Here is a 22300-nt window from a genome sequence, read left to right as displayed (position 1 = left end):
CTCTTGTATACATGAGGAACAAAACCATGACAACTATCCAACCCAGCAAAACAAAAGAACTAGTCATCAATTGGCACCTGACCGAAGTTTGTAATTACAGTTGCAAATATTGCTTCGCAAAATGGGGACGTCCAAATGAACTCCATCGTTCTGGTCAAGAAATTAACACGCTGCTAGATAAACTAGCCGACTACTTCATCAAAGGTACTCCAACCTTAAAAGGTGAGCTTGGTTACGAAAATGTTCGTCTTAATTTTGCAGGTGGTGAACCAATGATGCTTGGAAGCACGTTTATTACTGCTTTGAAACTGGCAAAACAAAAAGGCTTTAAGACATCTACCATAACTAACGGGCATTACTTAGTTAACAGTAAATTGGCATTGCCTGAAAACACGCTAGATATGATCGGAATTAGCTTTGACAGCCAGAGTCTAGACACCCGAAGTAAAATTGGAAGAAAAGACAGAAAAGGAAACTCTTTTGGAACTGAAGATCTGAAGCAGGCATTAGCGAGCCTGACCCTGTCTCAAAGAGGTATCAAGACAAAGATCAATACTGTCGTGAATAGCCTTAATTTAGACGAAGATTTCTCTGAACTAATGATGGAACTGAAACCTTATAAATGGAAAATTTTGCATGTCATGCCATATGGTAATAATGAACTACTCATCTCTAAAAAGCAGTTTGACAGGTTCGTCTATAGGCATAGTGGGCTGGGGTTACCTATCTTTTCAGAGTCTAACTCTACGATGACAGAGTCATACTTGATGATTGATCCACAAGGACGCTTTTACCAGAATTCCACCAACAAAGTCGGATATAAGTTTAGTGAGAGCATTAGTCTATGTGGTGTAGAAAATGCCCTTAATCAAATAGAGTTTAATTCTAGAACCTTTGCTTCAAGATATCACAAAGCTGATATAGACGTTGTAGTGCTTTAAGGAGGGGATATGAAAAGTGAAACATGCTTTGGCAAAATGTACGGCCAACCCTTATCTGAATATTACACTGAGGAAGACGCTCAAAGCGCAGCAGAGTATTCTAGGGAACATTTCGGTAACGACCTAACGCCTTATAATTGTGCCAAGTGCGGCCTTTGGCACCTGTCGCCACGATATAGACAAACGCCAAGTAAGAAGTGCCATTGTTGTACTGGTCGAGATGGACTTTCCAAGGATGCTTATCGTTCTAAAAGAGAAGCGCGACAAAGAGCAGATATTATTTATCTAGAGCACGGTATTAGCTTGCGGGCTTATAAATGTAAATACGGCTCAGGTTGGCACCTGACAAAGAGCGACTATTAGATGTTGATCGATTGCTCATAACTGTAATTGATATGGTGCGAGCATTAACAGAATGTCATCGGGAATTTTAGCTAGCCGTATTCGGTTAGCTAGTTAGTGAATGAGCTGATTTAGGGCAAATCTCCCGTTTTCCTCTTTACTCGGACTTTGTTGCTTAATTAAGTGAGAAGACATGGCTGCCCCATGCTGATTGATACTTAAACAATACACTGAGTTTCAGGCATACCAAGCCCGGTAAGCTTGTTCAACGCTTTGATCATAGCGTAAGTCTCGCCAACCAGAGCGTTGTAATTTCTTAGGCTTAGTTTCCCACCTAACAACTGTTTTAACCGATACATTGCTGTCTCTGAGAGCGAGCGCCTATGATAACCATACCGCTTCTTGCTGGATCCGTATAGCTTCTGGCAACCTACTGCCAGATTGTGAGGATGTTTTTGTTCCCAGAAGGCTGCTCCTTATCTTGGAGGGATGAGCGGAACAGCTCGTTTTACACGTATTGCATCATGGCAATGTCTGTGTCATAAGCACCATCATCTTATATTTCAATGATTTTACGACGTGTCTGCTTAAGTAGGTTGGGAAGCACTTCAGCATCGGTAACGTTAGATAATCTGAGCTATGCTGCGACTATTTTGTGGGTGCTGGTCTCTACTGCTAAATGTAGCTTACGTCAGAGTCGGCGCTTCCGAATAGCACCATGCTTTTTGACCTTCCATTCACCTTCGCCATAAACCTTGAGGCAGTGGCATCGATGGTCAGATGCTGTATCACGCTTCTGGTTTTGGTTTTAAATGATACCTCAAATTCTTTAGCTCGGCGGCTATGCAGGTGTAGTGAGGGCAAACAAGCGGTATGTTAGCCAGCTTAAATACTGAGTCTAGAAAACCTTGCCTTGCTTGTTTTGTTTCCACTCGGCATTCGCTTCCTCATCAATCCAAAAGGTCAGAGAACCACGGTAGATTAAGGCTTTGCTGTACTGCTTCCAGTTAGTGGTTTTGTAACGAGGTTTAGGTATGAGGCTACGGCGATTGATTGGTTGTAACCAGATCAGGTCGTAGCTTCTTGATTTAGTTCCATCGATTTAAGCAATAAAGGCATAGTGCATTTAAGTGAGTACTTCTGCTGCTTCTTACAACTAAGTCTACATCCGAGGAAAAGGGGCCGTTCTGGAGTCACTTTGGGGACATATGTCTCAATGACCCCAAAGTGACCCCACTATGCGCTTGATCGAGCTCTACTGTTATGACTAGATTAATGAGTCAATTGTGTTGCGAGAAAATATGCTATGGAATGTAAGTTAATAAATTTGAAGTATTACCGAGGGTTAAAGGGATTGTCCCAGCAAGCTCTAGCTCATAAAGCTAACGTAGGAAAGAAAACAATAGCAAGAGCAGAACAAGGTTCAACAGTACCTAACTCCGCCACCGTAATCAAGTTAGCAAAAGCATTAGAAGTTGAACCCAGCCAACTTTGGCTAATAGATACTGACCCTACTAGTACTGAAGCTCGGCATTTAACATTCAAGCGCAACACAATCAGCTATACGGTGGAGCAATTATTGGCAATCAATCACCCTCCTGGGAACTTGCAAATCATCTCCGGGGCAGGGGCAGGAAAAACCCAAATTCTAGCTCAGAAAGTGTGTACATTGATTACGGATCATGGAATGAAGCCTAAAGAGATTGTAGTTATTACATTTACCCAACGAGCAGCAGCTGAAAACCGTGAGCGACTGAGAAAAATATATCGAGAGGAGTTCGGTCATGAGCGTGAGTTAGACGAACTATTTGTTGGTACGATACATGCGTGGTGTCTTGAGTTATTACAGCGCCACTCTCCTAATTACTTAAGTTTCGATTTAATAGATGGTATGCAGCAGTATCTTTTCATACAACGTTACTACAAACATATATTCCCCGATGGAGGGCTCTATTATAGAAACAAAAACGGTGTAGTTTCACTTGCTAGCAAATCAGACACAATGCGTTGGGCTCCCAAACTATTTAATCTGTTGCGTGAAGCTCATTTAGATAAAAGCAAAATAACTTTTGGGAATGCTGAAGAGTGCCTTAAAAACTACGAGGAGATGCTTTTACTGCAACATAAGCTCGACTTTTCTGCTTTGCTTTGCTCAGTTGCAGATTTGTTGTTGAGTGATATCGATTTCCGCCTCTCAGTCGTTAATTCATTGAAATATCTGATTATCGATGAATACCAAGATACAAACTATGCACAAGAGAGAGTTGTTAAGTATTTACATCAAGTTTCAGATGGTCGTATAAAATTAGCAGTAGTTGGGGACGATGATCAGCTTATTTTTGGGTGGAACAATGCTCTACGTGAAAATATGTTGGAGTTTAGTGTTCGCTATCCAGAGGTCGAACGTATAACTCTCAATCATAATTTTCGATCTAGTCCTGCTATCATTGATTGTTCGTATAGGATTGTTGATCGGAATCTTCAACGCTTGAGTAAAAACATCAAAGCCAGCTCTCATCATAAATTTGACCCAGGTGATGTATTGACGTTGGAGTTTGATGATTGTTCTGCCGAAGCGTGTTGGGTGGCAGAAAAAATCAAACGTATGATTGGCACGCCTTATCAGGATAGATCCACCAGTGAACCACGAGGTCTATCTTATAGCGATTTTGCCATTTTAGTACGGACTAAAAAACAAGCAGTAATTATTAATCAAGCATTAGAGCAAGCAGCCGTTCCTTATCAGTTTAAAGGTGGGCCAGGGTTAATTAGTAGCTCATCGATAGGTCAAGCTTGTGCTGGCATTTTTTTCTATTTATGTGGTAGTTATAAGAGCCAAGAATACAACCGTGAAGATTTAATAGATAGTTGGTTAAAGACTCCGTTCAAGTTGGCGATAGAAACCATCGACCAAGCTATAGATGCGCTTGATGTATTTAAAGTTAGTTGGAAAGACAGCAAAATGCACTCGCAACGCTCCATCCAGAGGTGCTTCCAATTGTTTGTCGGGAGCCTTTCTTTATCGGAAGAACGAGTGGAGTATGATGGCAACCCTTATTGTTCGCCCGGTGAACACGCTTTCTCAATCTTAGGACAATTTAGCCAGTTGATTTCTCGCTTTGAATTAATTCACTTTGGCTACTTTCCCGAAGTTTTGTACTCCAATTTTGCAAACTTTCTGGTTTACACGGCGGATAGCCAATTTGATGAGAGGCTTTTCCATCAGCAAAAAGAACACGATGCTGTTAATGTTATGACTGTTCACGCAGCTAAAGGACTAGAGTTTCCAGCTGTATTCATGCCTGGCCTTGTTGCAAACAAATTTCCTCTTAAGGCAAGCGGTGGTCGTAATGAATTTTATTTCATAGATAAAGACGCATTTCCTTATCCAGAGGCCTATCGCACTCCTCGAGATGAAGAGCGCCGTTTAGGTTTTGTCGGGGCTAGCAGGGCAGAAAAGTACTTATTTGCAAGTTGGGCACCAATTCCGGCGGGGAACAATAGTTTTTCCAAACAGTCTATTTTCTTTGAGGAGTTAGCATCTTCAGATTATTCACAGAGCAATGATAAGGAAGTTACTGAGCCAAAATTAGTGCCTAAGCCTAAGTCATTGAGTGCTATACAAGAAGTGGACTTCAGTCACCTTAAAATTTTCAATACTTGCCCATATGCTTATAAGTTACGATGTGAATATGGGTTTCAACCTGGTTACAGTGAGCGTTTGGGGTTTGGCAACATTTTGCATAGTGCATTTCAAGAGTACATAAATGATCTCTTGGTTAATAAAGTTACTAACGAAAACCCTGAAATTTATATAGAGAGTCTTGTAAATAGACACTTCTACCTACCTTACACTACAGGTTTTGACAGTGAACTTCGCAAAAACATACACAAGAGTTTGATTCAAAGGTTTAAGTTTTTACATGAACATCGGTTTGACAAAATTCGAGGGGCGACGCATACGGAAAAATCGGTAAGTTTATTGTTGTCGGAATGTATACGTTTGGTTGGAAGGATGGATGTGCTTCGTCTCGGTGTGGGTGGTAAGGAAGTACTTGATCTAAAAAGTGAGCACAGTGCCGTTTCACATGATGAAGTAGTACTTCAATTGATGGGGTATGCTTTGGGTGAGTGGGAGCAAAGTGGAGAGGTCCCAAAACGTATTTCAGTTGTCTACGCAGATAAACCTAAACGTGATAGTAGTGGAGAGTTCCAAACCTCTAAACCAGATACTTATGAAGTGAGTGAAGAGCAACTGAATGCAGCTAAAGTAACGTTACGTATTCAAGCCGAAGGTCTCTTTAGTAGCAACAAACCTAAGCTGCCAAAACTTGATAAAAATAAAACATGTGAGGGTACATGTTCTAAGTGTGATGTGAACTTTATTTGTTCACAAGGTAATAAGTACGTCACTAAAATCTAAATGTTATATGGCCATTATTAATTCATAGGTTAGGTAGCGCTCTTACTTCAGTTTATGTCGGTTGGGGGGCATACATACTATGTATGAGCAAGGTCCAGTTCCTTTTTCCGCTTCACTCGCTAAGTAATATTTTCTTTGCATATGCGCATGATAGCGGAAATCGATCTTTCATCTTAGTAAGCCAACTATGTCCGCCAACAGCCCTGTCTATTGCGGACATTGAGGCGTAATTTCCTTCTAATGATTGGAGTTGAGCAAGAACTACTAAATCTCTTCCAGGCCAGTTAATTGGCGCTTTGTTAATATTCGTTTGTGCTGGCGGTAACTGCTTGTATAGCCAATCGCGATCATGTTTATACAGCCACATGTAAGCACCGCAGTCTTGTTTGATATGAGTTCGAGAAGCGGCGGGGTGCTTTACCAAATAGTCAAGTAGCTTGTCTTGTTCTTGTTTCTTACGTTTTGCCATTCGTAAATGATGCCGCCATTCAGCCAAACCATAATGACTTTGGATGATTGCCTCTACAGCTCCAACCGATAAATTGAACGCGTCAGCAATGGATTGGCGGTGTTCACCGATAAATGCTTTAAGCCAAATCGCTCTTTCTATATCTGATGTAATAAATTGGCGGCGTCGTTCAATATTTCTCCCTTCGCGCAAAGCTAACTGTTTTATATAGCCGACACGGCACTTTAGCTGTTTCGCTGTTTGTCGCATAGATGACCCGTTATCCAGCAACTTGAGCACAGAAGTCGAATTAGGTAACGGTGTTTTGGTGCTTGTAGTTGTGGGATTATTATCGCGCATAGGTCCATCAAAAAACGACTTTGGGGACTGTGAGAGAAAGCTCATAAGCAATGTGTGCTTAATATAATGTACATTCTTGTCATGATGCACAATGCTAGGTACAAATTTAAAATCACTGAGTTCCAATGGCAGTGAAGGGGATGTGCTATTAAATAGATCACCCCAACAATTATTTAGATCTGCTCTTAGCCGTTTCCATCTTATGCTACCTCCTTTGGTGAGGTACCCCAGTGCATTGAGCCAGTTTTTGTACAGAGCACTCATCGCAATAATGGGGGATTGTTTGCATAAGTACTGTTTTAGTTGCCAAACAAAGTTCGACAATTTTTGTTCAGCTGGATTACTTGTAACAGGGGGACCTAAGATTTCCGGTGTCGGCAGTATGTAATGATGATTAATACCCCCATCGCCAGCTGTTAGAGCGACTAACTTAACATTATGTTTCGGACATGAGCATACTCCATGACATTGATGAATAGTGTGCCAGTAACCAATACCGTAGTTTGCTTCATCTTCAATAAGGCAAAGGGGGCACCCTTTTAAAGAATTCCCAAAACTCAGTTTTGAAGCCGCTAAGCGACTATCGTGGTAAAGATTCGACGCATCACCATTAACATCATGCCGCATCATTTCGAGTAGCACTTGTTTTTTAGCTATCCCTAAAGCGATCAGAGGATGTCCCGTACAACAAAGCCTGACTTCTGCTGAGGGTTTATTTAATAACTTCGCTAAGTCATCGATATGACCGGGTAGCATTGAATTGAGTCTGACATACTCACTGCCAAATAATTTGTGATTCGTTACTTTCCAGGATTGATGTGGCGAAGCTATATATGTCCGAGCGACGATGCTGTAAGCACTCTCATCTTTTAGTAAATAAGTTGGCAGTCTATGCATCTCGCTTCCTCTTTAATCGTTAGTTTGACTCGTTGACATATTCTTCTGCCATTAGATGAACCAGAGGATGGAGAGGAGGAGCAGGTGTAGCATGCAGATAAAGACGTTGATGACGCATCAGTGGTGAAACTAGCTTTCCTTTCATCATCTTAGTTGATTGAAAAATGCACGTATCTCTCCAGATTGATAGTGAGCAGAAAATGCGTCCAACCAATTGATAAGTCGTTTACGCTCTGGTAATGAGTTTTCGTGTACTTGTTTTAGACCGGCATGGTCTCGAATTGCTGTTATGCTTGCTTGTTGACGATTTTTATATGTCTGGTTTTGTACTAAGCCAAGACTGGCAGTTTCAATAGCTGCCATTGCCGCTGTAAAAATGCCATCGTAGCTGCTCATCCACATTCCACAATTAGGGCATTTGTTATCATAAGGAGGCACACATAGAGACTTAAGACTGCTCACATGAAATCCGCATTCGTGGCAGCTATCAACAAGTCCAAGTTTATGTTTATGTTTATGACAATGAAATACTCCGGGTAATTGATGGTCGCGATGGTAATAGCTAATACCATGTATATCATTATCTTCTTCAACGCAGTCGGGACACCAACGCCATCGATTTGGTAAAATAGAGTGTGACCCTACGATTTTCAATGAGGCTCTGTTGAAAGCATATAGGTTTTCTTCATTAGGTCGCAAAAAGCTCATTTCATAAGCAGCCATACCATTTGAGAAATGAGAGTTACTGGTACCCTGCTTAGTAAGAAGGTCGCTGATGACAAGTTCTTCTGTACTCATTAAGCGAGTTGGCTTTAAGGCTACTTGCTTGACCCCTAGGGCTTCTAATGTATGTTCAATCGCCCCTGTTGCTCCAAGGAAATGCCATCGAGCAGGAGCAGCAGATAAGTGTTCATTGGGAAGTAGTTTCATCATTCCATTCATGAATTTCCCCCCAAAAGACTGATAAAATTAGTTGGAGAGAGAGCTTCTGACTCTTTGGTGGCATCGACTTCATACTTTGGTGTCGGTTTTTCGGCTGAGGGCATTTGTACAAATCCGGAGAGAAGGTTCGTCTGTTTCTGATGTAACCTCGCTTCCATTTCTTGAGCTTGTACTTGGATGCCACGTATTTGCTCTTCTGTTTTATTTTTTGGGTTTGCTTTTTCAAGTAGAAGCATCGGTTTTAGGTCTTCAAATTGATGATAGTTACCTTCGTGTAATGCGCGAATGGGTTCACGAAGCAGAGAAAATTGCTTATCGAAGACATAGTCGAGAGCGGATATGGTGAGCGTCTGATTTTCGGGTGTGTTGTATGTCAAGTAGGACAGCGTGGAATTAACTAGGCTTACTGCAATGGCAGGTATACCTGCACTTAAATAGTGAACATGTTGACGAAGTGATACATGGTCATCACTTGCTCCAGCGAGTAAGTCAGTCACAAGGATCTCGTTACACAGTCTTTTCCAAAATGAGCCTTCGACATCACAACTAGCGAGCGTCATTGAACCATGGCGAATAGTTCTACGAGTAATCGTAACTTCTTTGCTGAATAACTCTAGCGTTGAAAACGTGCCAACGAAAATAAGTGATGCGCCAATCGTGTTGAAGATCTCTTCAACAAACTTCATAGATGTTTTTTCGTTCGTGCCAATTTTTACATCTTTCGGTGATGAGGCAAAGTTTTGTGCTTCATCAATGATGATTGTGGCAATACCGTGTAAGATCACAGCCTTACGAACACTGTTTATTAGATCTTTTACGCTACTGTTACGATTCCCGTACGCATAACCCTCATTTGTTTCTTCATCTATAGCTTCCAGAATGGATATAAGTAATGCTTTCTGACCCCTGCGATCATGATGTTGTATATAAACGTACGTTACTTGAGTAAAGGATAAAGCAACAGTATTATTGTCCAAGTCAACGTACTCGTCATGTTCAATAACTTGGTCAATGTGATTGAGAGCTATGTGAATCATTGATGTTTTTCCTCTGCCACTTAAGCCACAGAGTAAATAGCTAAACGAGTCGCCAAGAAGGTTTAAGCGTTTAATGTTCTGAGCTTTCAGCGGAGAATCTTTGTCACGCTCAATTGCGGCTAATAGGCGTTGGTGATCTGGATCGAGAGGGTTACGTTTTCGATAGCCAACCTCAATGGATTGTCTAATAGTTTCATAGACTTCAATCATCTCATCTTGACAGATATGCACATCTAGCAAGTTGTTCAACAACGAGCGTATGTAATAACCATGAAGTTCAACTGGCACTTCATTTAAATCTAAATCTCTTACAAACGAACGATTGCAGCATTCATGTAGTTGAGTTCTAGAAAGAGGGTAGCCTAACCCTTCAATAAGAGGATTTCCTCGCAGAGCAGAATTCGGATGACGAATATATTTAGCTTTTACCATTGTTTATCTCCTCGTAGGGAACTGCATTAGGGTTTGACCAAGTAGTGTAATCCGGTGTGGGATCAATGGATGACGTAGACAGGTTTTCTGGTAAAGAGAGTGTTGCATTAACCTGTTGATGGAAAAGATATTTTTGTTGATCACCAAAATTCTTACCGCGCTCTTTGGTTCCTAACGCGGGTGTTTTGGCTCTAGAACGTTTTAGTTCACGATTTTTTCGTTTGAGGTATAGTTCTTTATTGCGCAGATCCATGCGATGAGCCACCTTAGCTGCAAAGTTAGCTTCATCTAATAATGCGAGTTCATGCTTGATGATTTCTATGCGATGTAAAACACTAACCCATAATTGGTTTTTGTATGCTTCACAGCGGTCAGTCAAATCGAGTTTATAGAGATTTTTGGTTTCATCATCTCGCCACCAAATGCAGTTGGTACTTATATCACTGTATCTAATCTGGATTTTTTTTCGTTCGAAATTTTTAGCTTCTGCCAATTTGTCGAGTTTTTCGAACTCTCTAGAGCTATAAAACAAACCTTGGAAGTACACACCTTGTGCTCGAACCGTAGCTTGTGCCTCTGGCAATAATGCAAATATTAATCTGTCTTGAGGTAGATCTTTGGTGATCATGCTGCGTGAAAGGCTGTAGTTCCAAGCGGCTAGAGATGTAAATGCACAGCCGTCTCGTTCCATTTCAAAAGTACGGCCGTTGATTCGTTCGGAGTGGTTATTGGCTAGTAGGATGGTCTTAATGAGTACCTGCATTAGCTCTTCATATGTATACAGTGCACGGCGAGATGAATGTTGATCTTCCCTTCGAGGTACTTTAGTTACTTTGCCTGCTTCAAAAGTGAGTGACTTCTTTTGTATGATATCGAATGTTTTTTCAACGGTTCCTTTTGCACTGCCCATGTAGTAGGGATTTAGGTTTACGGTGCTAATGCCGATTAAACCTCTGAGAAGAGCCTCAATGTTTTTGTCGGTGTTTTCTGTCCCTCGATCTGCGGTTAACTCCTTGCAAACATGGTGGCAAGGCCATTGTTTTTCTTCAATTTCAACACCCCATTTGGCACAAAAATCCACTTTATTGGAAAAAGCATTGAGCAAGGCTTGACTAGCGCCAGTCCAGTCAGGACCATGAAACGCGACATGCATACCAACGATCATTCCCGTTACTACATCAATAACTAGGTAGAGTATCGGACGACCTATACTCAGTAGCTCATTACTGTAGGGGTAGCGAATGTATACGTCGAGAATTGTGCTGTCGATTTCATATCGAGAAGTCGCTCCGCGAAGTCCTTTGTGTGCACTACCTGGTTTTCCAGCATGGTCTCGCAAGTAATTTTTTTCTCCGACGCGCTTTTTAATCCAGTCGAGTTTAGAGAATAGTTTGTTTAATTGACGTTTAAATGCTCTCGTAGAAATTAAGTGTCGTCTGTCCATGACAAGACGAAGTGGTTCGGCTATTTCTTCATCAGGAATGTTTTTCTTCTTGACGGTCATTGCGTAATACTGACCAATGAACTCCTGATAGAGGTCGCTCAACACGACTTGCTGATTGTTGCGCACGTGATGTTTAGCAAATTTCTGGATGTTATTTATGTCCATTTGAGTGACATGGCGGTATGGATTCCCATATGTAGTCTTACGACCTGGCTTTTTCTTTAGGCAAATTGAGCCGTCAGCTAGTTCGAGTGGCTCTTGCTCTAGTTTGAAATTTTTCCCGCAATTGAAATAAGTCGGCAAAACGGAGTTTTCAAATCCTCCAAAGAAAAAATGGCGATTTAATAACCCAGTGATGTACTTTTTACTTCGACCTGAAAGGGATATTAATTCAGCGACTAGACCAGTAGCATCGCCGTACAAATACTGATGTTTTTTGTCAGGGTCTTGAAGTAAAGACGCAAGCGATTTGTTTGCATCATCTCGCTTGCTGAGTTGACTAGAGGGGATCTTTGAATTCGGCAAATAGAGTGTGTCAGGAAAGTCGTGATCACGTAATGCATACTTTTTGTTTTTAAGCTTTTTTTCGGCTTCAGTAAGGCTAATAGTAAAAGGACGTTTAGGCGGAATCGCTAATAGGTCAGAGACTGCGATTAAACCGTCAATATCGTTAATGTCGACAATCAAAAGTTTAACTGCCTCTCTTTTGCCAGTAGAAACCAGTACTTGATTAACGAGCATGATTCCCCCTTGTGACATTAACGGAAAGAGTGCGATTGAGATCGATTGGTACTAACCAGTTAAAAGTGAACAAGTGATGATAAGCGAACCATTGAAACAAGCATTGACACTGAAAAAGGCTGATGCCGCATTCAATTGCAACAGTTTCTAAGACCTCTCTCACTGTCGCATCTGGATTTTGCTCAAACCCAGCGCAGAGTCTTGATAGAACGATTGCTTTGAAGTGATCATCTACTGTGAGCTCATCTTCATCACTGAAGCATTCCCGCAGGTACATAAGATTAGCTGTAATGTTCGGATCGAAGCTTTTTTCGGTGATTTGAGTCCACCCGATATCGTGCTTCGAGTGAAATGCCCTTTCGATACTATTTTTTGCAAGAGTACGTGCAACTGACTGTGGACTTGTAATAGTGCTATCTAAGCTCTCACTATATTTGAAATTGTACGCGTGTAATTTGTTGTCTCTGTAAAGTACAACATAATCTGTTGTCATCGTTTTCGCAGGAGCACTACCATCGAAGTCTTCGGCCTCGATGTATGAACGAGGATGTACGATATTTAACTCTTTCGCTATCTGCATCGTTTCTGCAATGGGAAGAGGGTATTGCTCAAAAATATCGACGACGTTAGGGTCATGTTCAAAATGGAAAAATGGCTGAAGCTCTCCACGACCAAGAAAATGGTGGTTACGCTCTGTTTTCCAGCTATTTATAACTTGACCTTGGCCAATGGTGTGGCTTTGACGTACGGTTACCCAAGGTCGATAGCCTTGTCGCTTAACAGCCTTTAGATATTCCGTAATCCGATTGCGTTCTTTCTGAGTAACGATGGGTTGCTTTACAGGTTTAGTCATACTACCTCCTCAAGTACTTTATCAAGGAGCATAAGCGCGTTTTTTAATCTGTAAAATTTGTAAGTCACTGATAATATAGTAAAAATATTAACTATTGCTAATAGTTTAGATTTGTCGATTCTTTTGGTTTTTCTACAAATCAGAGATTTAGCACTTAAATATTAGTAGGTGTTAATTATTGATATATTATTATTGATAGTTTCTGGCTATTAACGTTCGAAAATAAAAAGGAAATAACAGGCAAGATATCCGGTCGATCAAGAAAAATGACTTAGTGGAGATAGTGTGCAGCTGAACATGCCGTATAGGAAAATGTGAGGTTAGAGTGTGAGTGTAGTCCCCTTCGATTTCCCCCCGGATCTATATGTCTGAAAAGGATTTTATCCGTCGTGTTTATCGAGGAGGGAGGTTGTGAAAAATACATCTTTCGATGTTGGTATGGTCTTACTGCCTTTCAAGCTCAGTTCTGCCCCATTTTGATTTAGAGTTGTTGCGCATAACACTTCTATCTCTTCCTATTTGAATCAACTCGGCTAATGCCTATATAGTGCAAGTAATCTCATATTGAGGTGTTATAGGGGCACCCATCAATATTCGGATTACTCACACTTGATCTCTAAGAACGAAAAATATGAAAACAATAACTAAAATTCAATTACGCAATTTCAAAAAATATCAGGAATTCAATGTCGATTTTGACCCCGAACTCAACATTTTAATTGGAGATAACGAAGCTGGCAAAAGCACCATCCTGACAGCCATTGAATTAGTGCTTAGTGGGAGTAAGAACAGAGTTGAGACTGCTGGTCTCGATACCTTGTTTAACACGAGCGTTGTACAGGATTTTTTAGCTAGTGATAAAAAACTTGAAAACCTTCCCGTCCTCATTGCCGAGTTACACCTTAATGAGCAAGACAATCCATCGTTAAATGGAAGAAACAACATAGATGGAATTAAGACAGATGGGCTTCGGCTTATCTGTGAACCAAATGAAGAACTCAGTTATGAAATAGCCCAAGTGTTAACTCAGCCAGAAGCTAATTTTCCCTTTGAATATTATTCAATAAAATTTGTTACTTTTTCTGGTGAAGCATACACTGGTTATCGTAAGTTCTTGAAATATCTAACACTCGATAGTTCTCAAATAAATAATGAGTATGCAACAAAAGAGTATGTTAAGACTGTTTATGAATCTCATGTTGAACAACCACAACGAATTGGGTTGCAAAATGACTACCGCCAGCAAAAAACTAACTTTAAAGAAAATAATTTAAAGCCTATTAATGACCGTCTAAGTAGCTATCAGTTTGCGATTAGGTCAGGAACTAAGTCTAATTTAGAAACTGACTTAACAATCACTGAAGATGATGTTCCAATCGAGAACAAAGGTAAAGGACGCCAGTGTTTCATCAAGACAGAGTTCGCGCTGCAACGAAGTAATCCAGACCAAGATCTTGATGTTCTTTTATTGGAAGAGCCTGAAAATCACCTTAGTCATACAAATATGAAGAAATTGGTAGATCGAATTTCTAAATCTGAGGCAAAACAGATATTTATTGCAACTCATAGCAGTTTGATTAGTACGAGATTAGATCTTCGAAGAACAGTTTTCATGAATAGTAAATCCACAGATCCTCTTTTGTTAAAAGATTTGCCTAGCGATACCGCCAAGTTCTTTATGAAAGCGCCAGATAACAATGTTCTGGAATTTGTAATGTCGCCAAAAGTCATTCTAGTTGAAGGTGACGCCGAATACATGCTCATTGAGCAGCTATATAAAAGTGCTACAGGTTCAACACCAGAACAGGATGACGTGCATATCATTTCAGTCGGAGGGACAAGCTTCAAGCGCTATCTCGATATTGCAAAGTTGTTAGGCATTAAAGTCGCTGTGATTAGAGATAATGATGGTGACCATCAGACAAATTGTGTCGATGGCTTTGTCGACTACACAGCTGATAATATGCAAGTGTTCTATGATGACGATGATAATAACTGGACATTCGAAATATGTATGTTAGCTGCAAACTTCAAGGTTTGTGACGAACTGTTCACCAAGAAGCTAAGAAAAAAGCCAAAAAAAAACGAGAAAACGACACTTCCAGAATACATGCTAAGTCATAAAGCTGATGTAGCCTTTGAAATGCTTGATAAAAAAGCAAACGAATTAGTTTCACCCGATTACATTACTAGAGCGTTCGTATGGATAAACGAGTAATTTTTGCGGTAGCTGGCTCGGGTAAAACTAGTCATATTATTGATGGTTTAAATGAGAGATCGCGTACCCTCATCATCACGTACACTGAAAATAACTTCAAAAACCTAAAAAGGCGCATATCAACCAAGTTTGGATACATTCCGAGTGGTATCAAGGTGTATACCTATTTCACATTTATATATTCGTTCTGTTTCAAACCAATACTGGGTAATACCGTCAAAGTTAAGGGCATAAACTGGGATATACCGCCTCAATTCACACTACGTTTGAAAAGAGACGATGAACGTTTTTATATTGATACAAACGAGAGGCTCTATCATAACCGCATAGCTAAGATGTTCGAGCAATATAAAGTCGTTGATGAAATCCTATCGAGAGTGGAAAAGTATTTCGAGAGTGTTTGTATTGATGAAGTTCAAGACTTCGCTGGACATGATTTTAATTTTTTGCTTCAGATGGCAAACACTAATGTAAGTCAGTTGCTGGTTGGTGATTTTTACCAGCACACTTTCGACACCAGTAGAGATGGGCCGATCAATAAGGCTTTGCATGACAACTATCATAAATATAAGCAAAGATTTATCCAAGCTGGATACATGGTCGATACAGGTACGCTTTCCCACAGCTATCGATGTAGCGTAAACACCTGTGATTTCGTCACGAATAACATAGGAATAGATATTTTTTCGCATAGGGAAGATGCTACGAATGTAGAATACATAAACTGCAAGGAACGAGCTAAAGAGCTTTTCAATTGTCCCGACACCGTAAAATTGTTCTATCAAGCAAGTTATAAATATAAAGGATTTACTGAGAACTGGGGGGCGACAAAAGGTGAGGATCACTACGAAGATGTCTGCGTTGTTTTAAACCCCAATACTGTTAATAAATACACTAAGGGTAAGCTTAGCGAATTACCCCCTCAGACCAAAAACAAGCTATATGTGGCTTGTACTAGAGCAAAGCGAAGTCTTTATTTAGTTCCAGAGCGTCTCTTAGGAGAATATAAACAGTGAGTAATAAAGCGGATTTTGTTCTTGAGCCATCACAGCCAATAAGTTAAGTGGCCTTTGCAATACTTTTAGTTATGGCTTCGTAATTGAGGATGATTAATCAAGTTTGGTTAATCGACTCTCGAAAGATGGATCTTCGAAAACGTACTTCAAACATGGAAGTTGGTTAACAAGGCTTGCTATTACAGTTTGTACATATGATTGACTCCTAGTCAGGTGTTAGCCATATAGCTACCTTTTCTCACTTTCAAGTAAATGTTAGCTATATGGCTAATATACCTCAATCAGATTATCCGGCATGTGGACGTAAATGCTCGAATGGTTGGGTGGTTATATTATTACGTAGCAGTAGGATCGCTGTCTGAGCTTAGTCCACAACGCAAAAAGCGAACCTTGCAGGGGTTCGCTTTTTATCATTTGGATTTAACCAAATTTATTCAATCGTTAACCAATTAAATGATTTATACACAGTGCTGGCATATCACGGTTTCCAACTTGATATGACATGATCATTATTTAAAAATTACTCTTCGTAGTTATCAATGCTCGGGCAAGAGCAAATTAGATTTCTGTCACCATAAACATTATCAACACGGTTTACTGTTGGCCAGTATTTCCAGATCTTAGTTGATGGTGATGGGAAGCAACCAATTTCGCGTGAGTATGGGCGGTCCCATTCGTCAGCAGAGAGATCCACCTGAGTATGAGGTGCTTTCACTAGTGGGTTGTTGTCTAGTTGCCATTCACCTTCTTTCACTTTGTTCATTTCGTGACGAATTGCGATCATTGCTTCACAGAAGCGGTCAAGCTCTTCCAAATCTTCCGATTCAGTTGGCTCAACCATCAAAGTGCCAGCCACTGGGAACGACATGGTTGGCGCGTGGAAGCCGTAGTCCATTAGACGCTTGGCAATGTCTTCTTCGCTAATGCCAATCTCTTCTTTCAGCGGACGAATATCAATAATGCACTCATGCGCAATACGACCGTTAGTACCGCGGTATAGAACAGGGTAATGCGGGCGTAAGCGCTCCATTACGTAGTTAGCATTTAGAATGGCAACTTTAGTCGCTTCCGTTAGACCAATTTCACCCATCATAGCAATGTATGCCCATGAAATAGGGAGGATAGAAGCACTGCCTAAATCTGCTGCTGATACGGCAAAGTCTTCACCTTCTACACCGTTTTCAATGTGACCAGGTAGGAAAGGTGCTAGGTGAGATTTCACACCAATAGGTCCCATGCCCGGGCCGCCGCCACCGTGTGGAATACAGAAGGTTTTGTGCAGGTTCAAGTGAGAAACGTCTGAGCCAATTAGCCCTGGAGTGGTTAAACCAACCTGTGCGTTCATGTTGGCACCATCAAGGTAAACCTGACCGCCTGCTTCATGCACCATTTCACATACTTGCATCACTTGCTCTTCATACACACCGTGTGTAGAAGGGTAGGTGATCATAATGCTTGATAGATTGTCGCGGTGCTTCTCAATCTTGTCTGCTAGGTCGCTAAGGTCAATGTTACCGTCATCGTCGCATTTAACCACGACCACTTTCATTGAAACCATAGAAGCGGTAGCAGGGTTAGTGCCGTGCGCTGAACTTGGGATCAAACAGACATTTCGGTGTGCGTCGCCGCGGCTTTCATGGTAACGCTGAATCGCGATAAGACCCGCGTATTCACCTGATGCTCCCGAGTTTGGTTGCAGTGAGAAATCATCATAGCCGGTGATTTCGCAAAGCTTCTCTTTGAGGTCTTTGGCGAGCGCGCTGTAACCTGCCGCTTGTTCAACCGGAACAAACGGGTGTAGTGCACCAAATTCTGGCCAAGTCACAGGGATCATTTCTGCGGCAGCATTTAACTTCATGGTGCAACTGCCTAACGGGATCATACCGTGGGTCAGTGAGAAGTCTTTGTTCTCAAGCTGTTTTAGGTAACGCATCATCTGAGTTTCGCTGTGATGCGTGTTGAATACCGGGTGAGTTAGAAACTCAGAGCTACGGCGGCAAGACTCTGGAATGGCAGCAAACTCGTTGTTCTCGATATCGGCAGACAAATCAGCCACGTTCTCTTGCACATCGAAGATAGCAAAGAGGGCGCCAACATCGGCAATTGTGGTGGTTTCATCTAAGCTAACACCAAGCTGCTGGTTCGCTTTCAGCAGACGAAGGTTGATACCTGAATCTTGCGCTTTTTGGTATAGTGCTTGCGTGTTTGCACCACTGTTAATCGTGATGGTATCGAAGAAGCTATTGTGTGCTAGTTCATAACCTGACTTGGTTAAGCCTGCCGCCAGAATGGCTGTCATGTGGTGCGTGCGACGGGCAATAGTGCGCAAGCCTTCAGCGCCATGATAAACCGCGTAAAACGCTGCCATGTTGGCAAGCAGTGCTTGCGCAGTACAGATGTTAGATGTCGCTTTCTCGCGGCGGATGTGCTGCTCACGAGTTTGCATTGCCATACGCAGTGCTTGGTTATTATTGGCATCAATCGAAACACCAATCACACGTCCTGGCATGGTACGTTTATGCTTGTCTTTGGTTGCCATAAATGCAGCGTGAGGACCACCATAACCCATTGGTACGCCAAAACGTTGTGCAGAACCAATCACTACGTCAGCGCCCATTTCACCCGCAGGCTTCACAAGGGTACTAGCAAGTAAGTCGGTTGCTACCGCGACAAGCGTCTTATTGGCTTGTGCCTTGGCGATCAAATCACTGATGTCGCGTACTTCACCCGTTGTGGATGGGTATTGTACTAGTGCACCAAACACATCGTGAGTTGGCAGTGAATCTAGCTCATCCACCAATACATCAAAGCCGATAAATTTTGCTCGAGTTTTCACTACTTCAATCGTTTGCGGGTGAACATCAGAAGCAACGAAGAAGGTATTGCTTTTGCTCTTGCCGGCACGCTTACACAAGGTCATCGCTTCGGCAGCGGCCGTCGCTTCATCAAGCAGTGAAGCATTGGCGATTTCCATCCCCGTCAGATCCATCACCATCTGTTGGAAGTTCAATAGTGCTTCAAGGCGACCTTGAGAAATCTCAGGCTGATAAGGCGTATACGCGGTATACCAGCCAGGGTTTTCCATCACATTGCGCAGAATAACGTTTGGCGTAAAGGTGTTGTAGTAACCTTGTCCGATAAAGGTGCGCTTAACTTGGTTTAGCTGAGCGAATTGCTTCATTGAAGTGAGCATGTCTGCTTCGCTCTGTGCTTGTGCCAGTTTTAGTGGCTGCTCAAGGCGAATTTGTGCTGGTACCGTTTGGGTGATGAGATCTTCCAAACTGGTGGCATTAATTGCAGTCAGCATAGTTTGCTGATCCGCTTTATTAGGGCCGTTGTGGCGAGCAACGAACTCATGTTGGGTGCTGAGGCTTTGAAGTAGTGTTGTCATTTGCTTTTACCTTCTATAAAGGTTCGTCCCTGTCATTTATTGGCTATTAAATAGCGCCAATGACAGACGTCACCTTCAAAAAAAGCCGCCCATTTTCATGGGCAGCTTTTGCTATTTCCTTGGTTACTCTTCTTCAATAGAGTTTAGGTATTCATCGGCGTCTTTGAGGCTTTCTAACTCAGATGGATCAGAAAGTTTGACTTTCGCTATCCAACCACCGTCATAAGGTTCTTCATTGATCAGTTCTGGACTGTCTTCCAACTCTTCGTTCACTTCTACGATTTCACCCGATACAGGTGCGTAGATATCTGATGCCGCTTTTACCGACTCAACGAGTGAGAAGCTATCACCCGCTTCAACAGAGTTCTCGACTTCTGGTAGGTCAACGAAAACCACGTCGCCTAACATTTCTTGTGCATGTTCAGAAATACCGATAGTGACAGTGCCGTCACCGTTGTCACGGACCCATTCGTGGCTATCAGTAAACATGAGGGTTTTGTCCATTGCTAAATCTCCAAATTTAATTTTTTATTGGTAAAGAGGGTAGCGAGTGCAGAGTTCTTTTACTTGCTTGCGGACACGTTGTTCCACCTCTGCATTGCCTTCTGGGTTTTCAATCAACCCATCTAGCACATCACCAATCCATTCACCGATCAGTTTAAATTCTTCTACGCCAAAGCCGCGGCTTGTTCCGGCGGGGGTTCCTAAACGAATGCCCGATGTAATCATAGGCTTCTCTGTATCGAATGGGATGCCATTTTTATTACATGTGATGCCTGCACGCTCTAGGGCTTGCTCGGCTTGATTGCCCTTTAAACCCTTAGGGCGAAGATCAACCAGCATCAAATGTGTATCAGTCCCGCCTGTTACAATATCGCATCCGCGAGTTTGCAATACTTCAGCGAGAACTTTTGCGTTATCGATCACCGAATCAATATAAGTCTTAAATTCAGGTCCCAATGCTTCGCCAAATGCGACTGCTTTTGATGCGATAACGTGCATCAAAGGACCGCCTTGCAAGCCAGGGAACACGGCAGAATTGATCTTTTTAATGATCGCTTCATCGTTAGTGAGGATCATGCCACCGCGAGGACCGCGAAGGGTTTTATGTGTGGTTGTTGTAACGACGTGCGCATGAGGCAGTGGACTAGGGTGTGCGCCAGTCGCTATTAGACCAGCAATATGCGCCATATCCACCATTAAGATCGCATCTACTTCATCGGCAATAGCGCGGAATTTGGCAAAATCTATGGTGCGGGGAATAGCGCTGCCGCCAGCGATGATCATTTTAGGCTGGTGTTCTAGTGCTAATTCGCGCACCGCATCATAGTCGATTTCAAGCGTGTTTCGATCAACGCCATACTGTACTGCGTTGAACCATTTCCCAGACAGGGCGGGTTTCGCACCGTGTGTTAAGTGCCCGCCAGCATCTAGTGACATACCAAGTATGGTATCGCCCGGTTGTAACAGCGCGAGTTTTACTGCACCGTTAGCCTGTGCACCTGAGTGAGGCTGGACATTGGCAAATTCGCAATTAAATAGCTTTTTCGCGCGTTCAATGGCGATAGCTTCGACCGTATCCACATGTTCACAGCCACCATAGTAGCGACGACCAGGATAGCCTTCTGCGTATTTGTTGGTCAGGCAAGTTCCCTGTGCCTGCATAACCGCTTTTGAGACAATGTTTTCTGAAGCGATTAATTCAATTTGTTCATTTTGGCGAGCATACTCCGCTTGTATTCCTGCAAACACAGCGTCGTCGGTTGCAGAAAGTTGAGTGGAGAAGAAGTTCTCTAGATGATGATTTTGATAACGGTGGTTCATACTCAGTGACCTTCCTTAATGGTCAGCAAGGTTATCCTTGCTTCTGTAAATGACTTTACAGCTCCCGTCTGGCAGCACGTTCAATTTCATCCCAACATTGGGTTAATCCATATCAACCGGTCAATTATGCGACTCTTGAATCAATGGTAAGCATCTCGCTAGCTAACAAGTTGGTAACATAACGGTTGGCGTAAAAACAATCAACCAAAAATTTCCTATAGGAAACATAGTTTCAATTTTTGTTAACGGCAACACGTATTGGTGAACTTTTATCCTTTTTTATTACTGGGTGTTGTTGCACAATTGAACGTCATACAGGAAGTTCCTACGCATGGGGGATGCATGTCAGAAGATATTTATGATGAATACCCATCTTTGACTTTGGCAAGAGAGAGCCAAGATCAATCTATCGCACCGCTGAAATTAGGCGAGCGTATTAAAGATATTCGTGGTCGGTTAGGTATTACTCTTGAAGAGGCCAGTCAGCGCACAGGGCTTGCTCGTTCAACACTGAGTAAAATTGAAAACGAACAGATATCACCTACCTTTCAAGCAATGCAGAAACTGGCGAATGGCTTGCAAATAGATATGCCTCAACTCTTTGAACCACCAAAGAAAAAGGTAGCAACAGGGCGAAGAGACATGACTCTTGCAGGGCAAGGAAAGCCACACCCAACGCAAACCTATGAGCATGAATTGCTGGCAACACAAATGCTGAACAAAAAAATGATGCCATTTAAGAGCCGAGTCAGAGCGCGCAGTTTTGATGAGTATAGTGATTGGGTTAGGCATGACGGCGAAGAGTTTTTGCTGATTTTATCTGGTGCGGTAACCTTTTATTCTGAATTTTATGAGCCAGTAGAAATGAATGAAGGTGACAGCGTTTATTACGATGCCAATATGGGACACATGCTCACTTCAGTCAGTGAAGAAGATGCATTGATTCTATGGGTGACGGCTAAATAGTAGGTTTGTTTCGTATTGGAAAACT

At 42.0% G+C, this 22300-nt stretch carries 14 protein-coding genes and 1 pseudogene; 6 read left to right on the top strand and 9 right to left on the bottom strand.

The window, feature by feature from the left end:
* Positions 1 to 26: 26 nt before the first annotated feature.
* Positions 27 to 941 carry a viperin family antiviral radical SAM protein gene (locus tag H2O73_RS01225; protein WP_182105721.1) on the top strand — a complete coding sequence of 305 codons (915 nt, stop codon included), beginning with the start codon at positions 27 to 29 and terminating at the stop codon, positions 939 to 941.
* A gap of 9 nt (positions 942 to 950) precedes the next feature.
* Positions 951 to 1304 (top strand): hypothetical protein, encoded by a 354-nt coding sequence (locus tag H2O73_RS01220; RefSeq protein ID WP_182105720.1) that lies wholly within the window; start codon positions 951 to 953, stop codon positions 1302 to 1304.
* Between the two features lie 197 nt (positions 1305 to 1501).
* Here the strand turns inward: H2O73_RS01220 and H2O73_RS01215 are convergent.
* Positions 1502 to 2319, bottom strand: a pseudogene (locus tag H2O73_RS01215) (IS5 family transposase).
* 270 nt (positions 2320 to 2589) lie between these two features.
* On the opposite strand from H2O73_RS01215, the gene H2O73_RS01210 reads away from it, so the two are divergent.
* Positions 2590 to 5706, top strand: coding sequence for a UvrD-helicase domain-containing protein (locus tag H2O73_RS01210; protein WP_182105718.1), 3117 nt, complete (start codon positions 2590 to 2592; stop codon positions 5704 to 5706).
* Between the two features lie 112 nt (positions 5707 to 5818).
* Here the strand turns inward: H2O73_RS01210 and H2O73_RS01205 are convergent, their stop codons facing one another.
* The 5 genes from H2O73_RS01205 to H2O73_RS01185 form a co-directional block, all read right to left on the bottom strand.
* Positions 5819 to 7411, bottom strand: coding sequence for a TnsD family Tn7-like transposition protein (locus H2O73_RS01205; RefSeq protein ID WP_182105716.1), 1593 nt, complete (start codon positions 7409 to 7411; stop codon positions 5819 to 5821).
* Positions 7412 to 7555: 144 nt separating this feature from the next.
* On the bottom strand, positions 7556 to 8353 hold the full coding sequence (locus tag H2O73_RS01200) for a TniQ family protein (protein WP_182105714.1): 798 nt from the start codon (positions 8351 to 8353) through the stop codon (positions 7556 to 7558).
* Positions 8350 to 9822 (bottom strand): ATP-binding protein, encoded by a 1473-nt coding sequence (locus tag H2O73_RS01195; RefSeq protein WP_182105712.1) that lies wholly within the window; start codon positions 9820 to 9822, stop codon positions 8350 to 8352. Before H2O73_RS01195 ends, H2O73_RS01200 begins: the two co-directional genes overlap by 4 nt.
* Positions 9809 to 12007, bottom strand: coding sequence for a TnsB C-terminal domain-containing protein (locus tag H2O73_RS01190; RefSeq protein WP_182105710.1), 2199 nt, complete (start codon positions 12005 to 12007; stop codon positions 9809 to 9811). Before H2O73_RS01190 ends, H2O73_RS01195 begins: the two co-directional genes overlap by 14 nt.
* Complete coding sequence (locus H2O73_RS01185) at positions 11997 to 12860, bottom strand: TnsA endonuclease N-terminal domain-containing protein (RefSeq protein WP_182105708.1); 864 nt, start codon at positions 12858 to 12860, stop codon at positions 11997 to 11999. Before H2O73_RS01185 ends, H2O73_RS01190 begins: the two co-directional genes overlap by 11 nt.
* Positions 12861 to 13491: 631 nt before the next feature.
* Between H2O73_RS01185 and H2O73_RS01180 the strand changes: the two genes are divergently transcribed.
* Both H2O73_RS01180 and H2O73_RS01175 read left to right on the top strand, forming a co-directional pair.
* Positions 13492 to 15078, top strand: a complete 1587-nt coding sequence (locus tag H2O73_RS01180; RefSeq protein ID WP_182105706.1) for an ATP-dependent nuclease — start codon at positions 13492 to 13494, stop codon at positions 15076 to 15078.
* Positions 15063 to 16094, top strand: a complete 1032-nt coding sequence (locus tag H2O73_RS01175; protein WP_182105704.1) for a DNA helicase UvrD — start codon at positions 15063 to 15065, stop codon at positions 16092 to 16094. The genes H2O73_RS01180 and H2O73_RS01175 overlap by 16 nt, the downstream gene beginning before the upstream one ends.
* Positions 16095 to 16614: 520 nt before the next feature.
* On the opposite strand, the gene gcvP is transcribed toward H2O73_RS01175, so the two are convergent.
* The 3 genes from gcvP to H2O73_RS01160 all read right to left on the bottom strand — a co-directional run bounded on the left by gcvP (position 16615) and on the right by H2O73_RS01160 (position 21309).
* Positions 16615 to 19485 (bottom strand): aminomethyl-transferring glycine dehydrogenase, encoded by a 2871-nt coding sequence (gcvP, locus tag H2O73_RS01170; RefSeq protein WP_182105702.1) that lies wholly within the window; start codon positions 19483 to 19485, stop codon positions 16615 to 16617.
* A 123-nt stretch (positions 19486 to 19608) separates the two neighbouring features.
* The gene (gcvH, locus tag H2O73_RS01165) at positions 19609 to 19989 is read right to left on the bottom strand and encodes a glycine cleavage system protein GcvH (RefSeq protein WP_182105700.1); all 381 of its coding nucleotides are present in this window, start codon (positions 19987 to 19989) and stop codon (positions 19609 to 19611) included.
* 24 nt (positions 19990 to 20013) lie between these two features.
* Positions 20014 to 21309: a serine hydroxymethyltransferase gene (locus H2O73_RS01160; RefSeq protein ID WP_182105698.1), complete on the bottom strand. Its 1296-nt coding sequence runs from the start codon at positions 21307 to 21309 to the stop codon at positions 20014 to 20016.
* A gap of 342 nt (positions 21310 to 21651) precedes the next feature.
* On the opposite strand from H2O73_RS01160, the gene H2O73_RS01155 reads away from it, so the two are divergent.
* Entirely contained in the window at positions 21652 to 22275 is a 624-nt protein-coding gene (locus tag H2O73_RS01155) for a helix-turn-helix domain-containing protein (protein ID WP_182105696.1), read from the top strand.
* The last annotated feature ends 25 nt before the right edge of the window (positions 22276 to 22300 follow it).

It is taken from the genome of Vibrio marinisediminis, assembly GCF_014050145.1.
GTDB lineage: Bacteria > Pseudomonadota > Gammaproteobacteria > Enterobacterales > Vibrionaceae > Vibrio > Vibrio marinisediminis.
The sequence above is the reverse complement of the archived record's forward strand: the minus strand, read 5'-3'. Positions and strand labels throughout refer to the sequence as shown.